10 protein-coding genes are annotated in these 10,103 nt (G+C 66.9%); 9 read left to right on the top strand and 1 reads right to left on the bottom strand.

Annotated elements, in window-relative coordinates; genetic code table 11:
* The 5 genes from FKP22_RS11440 to FKP22_RS11460 all read left to right on the top strand — a co-directional run.
* Positions 1–507 (top strand): TOBE domain-containing protein (locus FKP22_RS11440; protein WP_141287622.1); only part of this gene is annotated, 507 nt, incomplete at its 5' end.
* A gap of 82 nt (positions 508–589) precedes the next feature.
* A complete protein-coding gene (locus FKP22_RS11445; RefSeq protein ID WP_141287630.1) occupies positions 590–1,903 on the top strand; it encodes an ABC transporter substrate-binding protein in 1,314 nt (437 codons plus the stop codon).
* Between the two features lie 16 nt (positions 1,904–1,919).
* Positions 1,920–2,825 (top strand): ABC transporter permease, encoded by a 906-nt coding sequence (locus tag FKP22_RS11450; RefSeq protein ID WP_141287623.1) that lies wholly within the window; start codon positions 1,920–1,922, stop codon positions 2,823–2,825.
* Positions 2,825–3,709: an ABC transporter permease gene (locus FKP22_RS11455; protein ID WP_141287624.1), complete on the top strand. Its 885-nt coding sequence runs from the start codon at positions 2,825–2,827 to the stop codon at positions 3,707–3,709. The genes FKP22_RS11450 and FKP22_RS11455 overlap by 1 nt, the downstream gene beginning before the upstream one ends.
* 64 nt (positions 3,710–3,773) lie before the next feature.
* Positions 3,774–4,565, top strand: a complete 792-nt coding sequence (locus FKP22_RS11460) for a GntR family transcriptional regulator (protein WP_141287625.1) — start codon at positions 3,774–3,776, stop codon at positions 4,563–4,565.
* Here the strand turns inward: FKP22_RS11460 and FKP22_RS11465 are convergent.
* Positions 4,490–5,614: an MBL fold metallo-hydrolase gene (locus FKP22_RS11465; RefSeq protein WP_141287626.1), complete on the bottom strand. Its 1,125-nt coding sequence runs from the start codon at positions 5,612–5,614 to the stop codon at positions 4,490–4,492. The two genes, FKP22_RS11460 and FKP22_RS11465, sit on opposite strands and share 76 nt — an antisense overlap.
* A 160-nt stretch (positions 5,615–5,774) precedes the next feature.
* Between FKP22_RS11465 and FKP22_RS11470 the strand changes: the two genes are divergently transcribed.
* The 4 genes from FKP22_RS11470 to FKP22_RS11485 form a co-directional block, all read left to right on the top strand.
* Complete coding sequence (locus FKP22_RS11470) at positions 5,775–6,272, top strand: MerR family transcriptional regulator (protein WP_141287627.1); 498 nt, start codon at positions 5,775–5,777, stop codon at positions 6,270–6,272.
* Between the two features lie 135 nt (positions 6,273–6,407).
* Entirely contained in the window at positions 6,408–7,172 is a 765-nt protein-coding gene (can, locus tag FKP22_RS11475; RefSeq protein WP_141287628.1) for a carbonate dehydratase, read from the top strand.
* Positions 7,173–7,214: 42 nt separating this feature from the next.
* Positions 7,215–9,035 (top strand): bifunctional isocitrate dehydrogenase kinase/phosphatase, encoded by a 1,821-nt coding sequence (aceK, locus tag FKP22_RS11480; RefSeq protein WP_141287631.1) that lies wholly within the window; start codon positions 7,215–7,217, stop codon positions 9,033–9,035.
* Positions 9,036–9,079: 44 nt separating this feature from the next.
* On the top strand, positions 9,080–10,103 hold a 1,024-nt coding region (locus FKP22_RS11485; protein WP_141287629.1), incomplete at its 3' end, for an acetyl-CoA C-acyltransferase.

A 10,103-nucleotide genomic window follows, 5' to 3' on the forward strand; every position in this document is an offset into this window, starting at 1 on the left:
CGCATCAAGATGCGCGCCGAGCTGCAGCGCTGGCACAGGGAACTCGGGATGACCTTTGTCCATGTGACGCACTCGCAGGAGGAGGCGATGGCGCTGGCCGACCTGGTGGTCGTGATGAACCACGGCCGCATCGAGCAGGCCGGCCCGGCGCGCGAAGTCTTCGAGCGCCCGCGCACCGAATTCGTGGCCCGCTTCATCGGCGCGCACAACGTCATCACCACACCCGGCGGCAAGCTCGCGGTGCGCAGCGACCGCTGCGAACTCTCGGGCGGCGAAGCGTCGGCTGGTGGCCTGCCGGTGGTCGTGCGCGCCATCGAATACCAGGGCAACCATGTGCTGGTGCACCTGGTGCAGCCGGGCACCACCGAGACCGCGGACGACGACGCGCCGTCCGCCGCCTGGGTCGCCAGCATGCCCGACGCCAAGTTCCACCAGCAGCCCATCGCGCCCGGCCAGCAGCTTTCGCTGCACTGGACCGAGGCCGACGCGCACTCGCTGGCGGCCTGATTCGCCTGGCCGCCTGAATTCAGATCCCTCTTTTCCGTCCCACCCACACACAGCCTGTTTGCTGGAGAACCCGATGAGCGATATGGACCAGACCCCGCCGCAGCCCGTCACGCCGTCCGTCGACGCGACGCCCCAGACCGGCGAGGCCTCGTCGGCCGGCCGCCGCAGTTTCCTGAAGAACGCCAGCGTTGCAGCGGTCGGCATCACCGGCTTCCCCTACGTGCACGCGCAGGAAAAGATCACGCTGCGCTACCTGGGCACCGCGGTGAACCAGGACAAGAAGATCGCCGAGAAGTTCGAGGCCGACACCGGCATCAAGATCCAGTACATCCCGGTCACGACCGATGACGTGACCAAGCGCGCCGTCACCGCGCCCAACAGCTTCGACCTGATCGACACCGAGTACTTCTCGCTGAAGAAAATCATCCCCACCGGCAACCTGCTGGGCATTGATGTGAAGCGCATCAAGAACGCCGACAAGATCACCTCGCTGTTCACCAAGGGCGAAGTCGCCGGCAAGAAGGTCGGCGACCAGGGCACCGCGCCCAAGAAGGTGATGTACCTGGAGAAGCCGGACAGCAAGACCTTCGCGAAGGACGCGACCGGCTTCATGACGCTGATTCCCACGGTCTACAACGCCGACACGCTGGGCATCCGCCCGGACCTGATCAAGCGCCCGATCGACTCGTGGAAGGAGCTGCTGAACCCCGAGTTCAAGGGCAAGGCCGCGATCCTGAACATCCCGTCCATCGGCATCATGGACGCGGCGATGGTGGTCGAGGCCATGGGCCTCTACAAGTACCCCGACAAGGGGAACATGACCAAGAAGGAAATCGACCTGACGATCAAGACCCTGATCGAGGCGAAGAAGGCCGGCCAGTTCCGCTCGCTGTGGAAGGACTTCAACGAGTCGGTCAACCTGATGGCCTCGGGCGAAGTGGTGATCCAGTCCATGTGGAGCCCGGCCGTCACGGCGGTGCGCACCAAGGGCATTGCCTGCACCTTCCAGCCGCTGAAGGAAGGCTATCGCGCCTGGGCCGCCGGCTTCGGCGTTCCCAAGACGGTGACCGGCAAGAAGGCTGACGCCGTCTACGAATTCATCAACTGGTTCCTCGACGGCTGGGCTGGCGCCTACCTGAACCGCCAGGGCTACTACAGCGCCGTGCTGGACACCGCCAAGGCCAAGATGGAGGCCTACGAGTGGGCCTACTGGATGGAAGGCAAGCCGGCCACGCAGGACATCAAGTCGCCCAACGGCGACGTGCTGGCCAAGGCCGGCGCGGTGCGTGACGGTGGCAGCTACGAGGCCCGCATGGGCGGCATCGCCTGCTGGAACGCGATCATGGACGAGAACACGTACATGGTTCAGAAGTGGAACGAGTTCGTGGCTGCCTGATGTCCTGAGAACCGAGATGACTCGCACACGCCGCTCTTCGTCCCGCAGCCTGCTGGCCTGGCTGCAGGCCGCGCCGCTGGCGGCGGTGTTCGTCATCTTCTTTGTCGTGCCGCTGGCGCTGATCGCGATGGTCAGCACCTGGCAGGCGACCGACTACGAACTGATCCCGGCCTTCACCGGCCAGAACTACCTCGATGTCTTCAATGGTTGCGGCCACAGCCTGGTCACCGCCGGCGAAGACGTCTGCGTCACGCTGAAGACCTATGGCTCCACGCTGAAGTTCAGCCTGCTGACCTGGCTGATCACGGCGCTGCTGGGTTTCAGCATCGCCTATTTCCTGGCCTTCCACGTGAAGAGCCAGCTGATGCAGACGGTGCTGTTCATCGTCTGCACCGTGCCCTTCTGGACCAGCAACGTGATCCGCATGATCTCGTGGGTGCCGCTGCTGGGCCGCAACGGCCTGATCAACAGCACGCTGGTCGCGATGGGTGTCATCGAGCAGCCCATCGAGTGGCTGCTGTTCTCTGAGTTTTCGGTGGTGCTGGCCTTTGTGCACCTCTACACGATGTTCATGATCGTGCCCATCTTCAACTCGATGATGCGCATCGACCGCTCGCTGCTGGAGGCCGCGCGCGACAACGGCGCCAAGCCCTGGCAGACGGTGCTGCACGTGGTGCTGCCGCTGTCCAAGACCGGGCTGATCATCGGCTCCATCTTCGTGCTGGCGCTGGTGATGGGCGACTTCGTCACGGTCGGCGTGATGGGCGGCCAGCAGATCGCCTCGGTCGGCAAGGTCATCCAGGTGCAGACCAGCTACCTGCAGTTCCCGCTGGCCGCGGCCAACGCGATGATCCTGCTGGCGGTGGTGCTGATGATGATCGTGGCCTTGATGCGGTTGGTGAACCTGAGGAAGGAACTCTGATGGCCGCCGTCCCGCGTCGTGAATCGAGACCGCTCAGCTTCTGGCTGCTTGGCGCCGTCTTCGCCGCCTTTGTGCTGTTCCTCTACGGCCCGATGCTGGCCATCTTCTTGCTCAGCTTCCAGGGCCCCGAGGGCGGGCTGACCTTCCCGATGCGCGGCTGGTCGCTGCACTGGTTCGCGCAGCTGTGGGAAGGCATTGGCGTGATCGACATCGGCGCCGCGCTGCGCCGCTCGCTGGCGCTGGGCCTCACGGTGATGGTGCTGACGGTGGTCTGCTCGCTGCTCGCGGGCCTGGCCTACCGCAAGAAGCTGCCGGGCGGCAGCGCGCTGTTCTATGTCGTGGTCGCCAGCCTGATCATGCCCAGCATCATCGTCTCGCTGGGCGTGGGCCTGATGTTCCGGCTGCTGGACACGGGCATCAAGACCGTGCTCGAAGCCCATGCGCCCAGCCTCCTCGAAGGCTTCACCAGCACGCTGGGCATGTTCAGTTCCGGCCTGGGCGCGCAGCTGACCTGGACGCTGCCGTTTGGCCTCTTGATCATGTTCGCGATCTTCAACCGCTTCAACCCGGCCTACGAAGAAGCCGCGCGCGACCAGGGCGCCACGCCCTGGCAGGCGCTGCGCCACGTGGTGCTGCCACTGATCGCGCCCAGCCTGGTCGGCATCGGCATGTTCGGCTTCACGCTGAGCTGGGACGAGATCGCCCGCAGCTCGCAGGTCATGGGCGACCTGAACACCTTGCCGCTGGAGCTGCAGGGCCTGACGACGACCGTGACCACGCCGGTGATTTACGCACTCGGCACCGTCACCACGGTGATCTCGTTTGCGGTGATGGGCCTGACGCTGCTGCTGGTCGCGCTTTGGCGGCGCCGTGGCGCGGCCTGAGGCGACCTTGCGCGCCACCAGCCAAGCGCTGCGCCGGGCGCTTGTGATTGAGGACAATGCCGAGATGCCCACCCATGTCGCCCATGGCGCCACGCGCCGCCGCCAGGCCGGCAAGGCAGAAGCTGCCGACACGGCGACCCAGCGGGTCTACCAGGGCATCTATCAAGCCATCATCGAGCACCGGCTGGCGCCCGGCGCGCGGCTGCGCGAAGAGGAGCTGGCCGAGAGCTTCAGTGTCTCGCGCACCGTCGTGCGCCAGGCGCTGCAACGCCTGGCGGCCGACCAGATCATCGTGCTGCAGCACAACCGCGGCGCGCAGGTGCCGCATCCGGACCTGGCGCATGCGGCGCATGTGTTCGATGCGCGCCGCGTCGTCGAATGCGACATCGCGCGCCGCCTCGCCGGCAAGCTCAGCGCTGCCCAGGTCAGCGAGCTGAACGGTCTGGTGCAGGCCGAAGCCGCGGCCCATGTGCGCGGCGACGCAGCCGCTGCCATCCGCCTGTCCGGCCGCTTCCACCAGGCACTGGCCGAGCTGGTTGGCAATCCTGTCTTCATCGACCTGATCGACGAGCTGCTGCCCACCACCTCGCTGCTGATCGCGCTCTACCAGCGCGGCGACCGGCCGGGCTGCGTCACGCACCGGCACCAGGAGCTGATCGCCGCGCTCACCGTCGGCACACCCGCCCAGGCCGCCGCCGAGATGCGGCGCCACCTGACCGAGCTGGAGAAGTCGCTGGTCGGCGGGCAGGGTGGCACGGCCTTGCGCGATGTGTTCGCGCCTTATCGAGAAGCGAGCAACACCTCGGCGCCAGCCGGCGAAGGCATGGCGGGCGCTGCAGGCAGCACTGGCACGTAACGCAGCACGCCGTCTTCGTCGCTCGGCAGCGCCCGCAGCCGGCCGGCCTCCTGCAGCGCGTGCAGGTGGGCAATCGCCTCGCCCATGGCAAAGCTGGTCTGGTGCACGTCCAGCGTGCGCTTGAACAGCACCGGCAGCAGCTCGGCGGCCGAGCGCGGCGCTTCTGCACAGGCGGCCACCAGCAGGTCGAACTGCAGCGCATGGTGGGCCTGCAGTTGGTCGATGCGCTGGTGCGCGCCGGTGAAAGGCTTGCCATGCGAGGGCAGCACCAGCGTGTCCGCCGGCAGTGGCCTGAAGCGCTCGATGGACTGAAGGAACAGCGGCAGCGGGTTGGCCTCCGGTTCGTGGCCGTAGACGCTGATGTTGGTCGAGATGCGCGGCAGCAGCATGTCGCCCGAGATCAGCAGGTTCAGCGCAGGACAGTGCAGCGCGATGTGCTCGGGCGCGTGGCCGTGGCCGACGATGCAGTGCCAGTCGTTCGGGCCAATGCGCAGCGTCAGCCCGTGCAGCAGCCGGCGGTATTCATCGGGCAGCTGCGGCACCAGGTGCGCGTAGCCGGTGGCATGCGCGCGCACGGCGGCCAGGCGCTGCGGGTCGGTCAGCCCGTGGCGCGAGAACAGCTTCTCGGCCTGCGCACGCATCAGCTCGGGGTCGCTGCGGCAGGCCTGGCCGGCGGAGTAGAAATCGGTGGCGCTGATCCACATCCTGCAGCCCCATTGCGCGCACAGCCAGTGCGCCAGCCCGAGGTGGTCCGGGTGCATGTGGGTGACGATCACGCGCAGGATGGGCAGGCCGTCCAGCCCGTGGGCGAACAGCCGGGTCCAGGCTTCGCGCGCCTCGGGAATGTCCAGCCCGCAGTCGACCACGGCCCAGCCGGGGCTGCCGTCTTCGGCCTCGTCGCGCAGCAGCCAGAGGTTGATGTGGTCCAGCGCAAACGGCAGCGGCATGCGCAGCCAGCGCACCCCCGGTGCCACCTCCATCGCGTGGCCGGTCTCGGGCAGGGTGTCGCCCCAGGGGTAGCGCAACTGGGCTTCTAGGGCATTGGCCATGGCAGGGAATCCGACAAAGAAAACTTGGAGACGCGACCACGACGGCAAGGCCCCGGCGCGGTAGGCGATGGTCCGCCAACTTTGCCAGCCTGCCTGTCGCCTGCGAGACGGCAAGTCGCGTAGACTTCGGTTCACGTTAACGTAAACGTCAATCCACGTCATGCCTGCTTCCGATCGTCCCTCCCGCGCACGTGCCCAAGCCACCGGTGGCGACGGCCGTGCGGAAGCCGCTGCGACCTTCACCATCACCGAGCTGGCGCAGGAGTTCGACATCACGCCGCGCGCGATCCGCTTCTACGAAGACGTGGGCTTGATGACCCCGGCGCGTGCCGGTCGCAACCGCGTCTACACGCTGCGCGACCGCACCCGGCTCAAGCTGACCCTGCGCGGCAAGCGCCTGGGCCTGTCGCTGCAGGAGATCAAGCAGCTGGTCGACATGTACGACTCCGGCACAGACGCCCGCCCGCAGCTGGAAGCTTTCCTCGGCGTGCTGGCCGAACACCGGCGCCAGCTGGCCCAGCAACTGGAGGACATCCAGGTCACGCTGGCGGAAATCGAGCAGCATGAGGCCCGTTGCCGGCAGTTGCTGGCAAAGCCCGAGCCGGTTGCGAAACCGGCGGGCCGGGCCAAGGCTGCGCGCCGTGCTGCGGCTGTTTGAGTCCTGATGCTTTCCAGAGGCCCCCGTGCTTACACTCGCGTCCGGCGTTTGGTGCAATGCAGCAAACGCGGTGGCCCAGCCGGCACCGTCCCGCTGGCGCCTTGTGCCTGAATCGACTTTTGAAGCCGTCCTGCCATGAGCCAACACCTCGAAGAACTCTTTGAAAGCAACCGCCGCTGGTCCGCCGCCACCGAGGCCCGCGAGCCTGGCTTTTTCAGCCGTCTGCTCAAGCAGCAGACGCCGCAGTACCTGTGGATCGGCTGTGCCGACAGCCGGGTGCCGGCCAACGAGCTGGTGGACCTGCTGCCCGGCGAGCTGTTCGTGCACCGCAACGTGGCCAACGTGGTGGCGCACTCGGACCTGAATGCGCTCTCGGTGATCCAGTTCGCGGTCGACCACCTGCGCGTGCAGCACATCATCATCGTCGGCCACTCGAACTGCGGCGGCGTCAAGGCCGCGATGCTGGACACTCGCAACGGCCTGGTCGACAACTGGCTGCGCCACGTGAAGGACGTTCGCCGCATGCACCATGGCTTCCTGGAGAGCCTGCCCGCCGAGTACCGCGTGGACGCCTTGTGCGAGCTGAACGTGCTGGAGCAGGCCCGCAACACCTGCTACACCACCGTCGTGCAGGACGCCTGGGCGCGCGGGCAGGAAGTGGTCGTGCACGGCTGGGTCTACGGCCTGCACAACGGCCTGCTGGACGACTTGCGCATGACCGTCTCCGGCACCACTGACGTGGGCGAGGCTTATGCCAAGGCGCTGGCCGGCATCCACCGCCGCTTCCTCGGCGCGCCGCTGGCGGCAGAGTCAACGCAGGCCGCTGCCGCGCCCTTGTCGCCCGCATTGCCGGCAGACAGCAGCGCCGCGCCCGACATGGCCGAACAGCCCGCGGGCTGATTGCAACTTCAGTCGTGCATGCGCCCGCCTGTCCGTCAAACCCTGTTCCCGCAGCAGCTTGACGACAGCCGCGGCCATGAGATCGCCCGCGCGCTGCTGGACGGTTTCGACAAGCACTACCGGCTGTTCCGCGAGGCCAGCGCCAGTGCCAAGCAGCGCTTCGAGCAGGCCGACTGGCACGGCCAGCAGCGCGCGCAGCGAGAGCGCATCGAGTTCTACGACCTGCGCGTGGCCGAGGCCGCCGAGCGGCTGCAGGCAGAGTTCGAAGCCGGCACGCTGGCGATGGGCATCTGGCAGCAGGTCAAGCTGCACTACATCGGCCTGCTGACCCATCACCACCAGCCCGAGCTGGCCGAGACCTTCTTCAATTCGGTCACGACCAAGATCCTGCACCGGCACTACTTCCACAACGACTTCATCTTCGTGCGCCCCGCCATCTCGACCGAATACATCGAGAACGACGAGCCGGCCGCCACGCCCACCTACCGCTGCTACTACCCGACGCGCGAGTCGCTGCGCGACACGCTGATGCGCGTCATCACCAACTTCCGGCTGCAGGTCGCGTTCGAGGACCTGGCGCGCGACGTGGACGCGGTGCTGGCCGCCATGCTGCTGCGGCTGGACCAGGACGGCCCGTTCCGTGCGCGGGCCAACTTCCAGATCCAGGTGCTGTCCTCGCTGTTCTACCGGAACAAGGGCGCGTATGTGGTGGGCAAGGTGGTCAACGGCTACAGCGAAGCGCCGTTTGCGCTGCCCATCCTGCACCTGGACCGGCCGGAGGGCGCCGCGCCGAAGCTGGTGATCGACGCGGTGCTGTTCGGCGAGGACGACCTGCAGATGCTGTTCAGCTTCGCGCGGGCCTATTTCCTCGTCGACATGGAAATTCCCAGCGCCCATGTGCAGTTCCTGCGCTCGCTGATGCCGCGCAAGCCGCGCGCCGAGCTCTACAACGCGCTGGGTCTGCAGAAGCACGGCAAGAACCTGTTCTACCGCGATTTCCTGGCCCATCTGCAGCACTCCAGCGACAGCTTCCGCATCGCGCCCGGCATCAAGGGCATGGTGATGCTGGTGTTCGACCTGCCGAGCTTCCCGTTCGTGTTCAAGCTCATCAAGGACTTTTTCCCCGAGCAGAAGGACACCACGCGCGAGCAGGTGCAGCGCAAGTACCTGCTGGTCAAGCAGCACGACCGCGTGGGCCGCATGGCCGACACGCTGGAGTTCTCCAACGTGGCCTTCCCGCTCTCGCGCTTCGACGAAGCGCTGCTGGCCGAACTGCGCCACTTCGCGCCCAGCCAGCTGGAGTTTTCCGAGCGAGCGTCCGACGGAGGCCATGGAGGCCCGCGCGAACTGGTCATCAGGCACGTCTACATCGAGCGCCGCATGGTGCCGCTGAACATCTACCTGCAGGACGCCACGCCCATCCAGCTCGAAAACGCGGTGATCGAATACGGCAACGCGATCAAGGACCTGGTCGCGGCCAACATCTTTCCCGGCGACATGCTGTGGAAGAACTTCGGCGTGACCCGCGCGGGCAAGGTCGTGTTCTACGACTACGACGAGATCGAGTACCTGACCGACTGCAACTTCCGCCGCGTGCCTGCGCCGCGCAACGAGGAAGAGGAAATGTCCGGCGAGGTCTGGTGGCCGGTCGCGCCGCGGGACGTCTTCCCCGAAACCTTCGCGCCTTTCCTGCTGGGCAACCCGCAGGTGCGCGAAGTCTTCATGAAACACCATGCCGACCTGCTGGACGCTGCGTTCTGGCAAGGTCACAAGCAGCGCATTGCCGCAGGCCATGTGCACGACGTTTTTCCCTATGAGCCGGGCAAGCGCTTCGCCGTGCAGCGCGCCCAGGCGGCAGCCTGAGGGCCGCGGCTCTTTCATCACGGCAATCACAGGAGACTCGAAAAATGGCCGATCCCATCGTCATCGCATCCGCTGCCCGCACCCCCATCGGGGGCCTGCTGGGCGACTTCTCATCACTGGCTGCCTGGGAACTGGGCGCCGTCGCGATCAAGGCTGCCGTCGAGCGCGCCGGCGTGCCGGGCGACGCCATCGACGAAGTGCTGATGGGCAACTGCCTGATGGCTGGCCAGGGTCAGGCGCCCGCGCGCCAGGCCCTGCGCAAGGCTGGCCTGCCGGACAGCACAGGCGCCGTCACGCTGAGCAAGATGTGCGGCTCGGGCATGCGCGCGATGATGTTCGCGCACGACATGCTGGCCGCCGGCTCGGCCGAGCTGATGGTGGCCGGTGGCATGGAGAGCATGACCAACGCGCCGCACCTGATGTTCGCGCGCAAGGGCGTGAAGTACGGCGCCACCGCCATGTACGACCACATGGCCATCGACGGCCTGGAAGACGCCTACCAGCGCGGCCAGGCCATGGGCGTGTTCGCCGAACAGTGCGTGGGCAAGTACAGCTTCACCCGCGAGGCCATGGACCAGTTCGCCATCGCCTCCACCCAGCGCGCCAAGCAGGCCAACGAAGACGGCAGCTTCGACTGGGAGATCGCCCCGGTGGCGCTGGCCGGCAAGGGCGGCGAGACCCTGTTCAAGCGCGACGAGGCCCCGTTCAAGGCCAAACTGGACAAGATCCCCGGCCTGAAGCCCGCGTTCAAGAAGGACGGCACCATCACCGCCGCCACCTCGTCCAGCATTTCCGACGGCGCCGCCGCGCTGGTGCTGATGCGCGAGTCCACCGCCAAGGCGCGTGGCCTCACGCCGATTGCCCGCATCGTCTCGCACGCCGTGCACGCGCAGGCGCCGGAGTGGTTCACCACCGCACCGGTCGGCGCGATCCAGAAGGCCTTGAAGAAGGCCGGCTGGACGGCCGAGCAGGTCGACCTGTGGGAAGTCAACGAAGCCTTCGCCGCGGTGACCATGGCCGCGATGGCCGAGTTCAAGCTGCCGCACGAGATCGTCAACGTGCACGGCG

The organism is Ideonella azotifigens (assembly GCF_006519715.1).
In the GTDB taxonomy this organism is placed as follows: Bacteria; Pseudomonadota; Gammaproteobacteria; order Burkholderiales; family Burkholderiaceae_C; genus Ideonella; species Ideonella azotifigens.

Coding starts and splice junctions, on each gene's coding strand:
- FKP22_RS11445 (WP_141287630.1), top strand. CDS start 590: ATGGACCAGACCCCGCCGCAGCCCGTCACGCCGTCCGTCGACGCGACG.
- FKP22_RS11450 (WP_141287623.1), top strand. CDS start 1,920: ATGACTCGCACACGCCGCTCTTCGTCCCGCAGCCTGCTGGCCTGGCTG.
- FKP22_RS11460 (WP_141287625.1), top strand. CDS start 3,774: ATGCCCACCCATGTCGCCCATGGCGCCACGCGCCGCCGCCAGGCCGGC.
- FKP22_RS11470 (WP_141287627.1), top strand. CDS start 5,775: ATGCCTGCTTCCGATCGTCCCTCCCGCGCACGTGCCCAAGCCACCGGT.
- FKP22_RS11455 (WP_141287624.1), top strand. CDS start 2,825: ATGGCCGCCGTCCCGCGTCGTGAATCGAGACCGCTCAGCTTCTGGCTG.
- FKP22_RS11465 (WP_141287626.1), bottom strand. CDS start 5,614: ATGGCCAATGCCCTAGAAGCCCAGTTGCGCTACCCCTGGGGCGACACC.
- can (WP_141287628.1), top strand. CDS start 6,408: ATGAGCCAACACCTCGAAGAACTCTTTGAAAGCAACCGCCGCTGGTCC.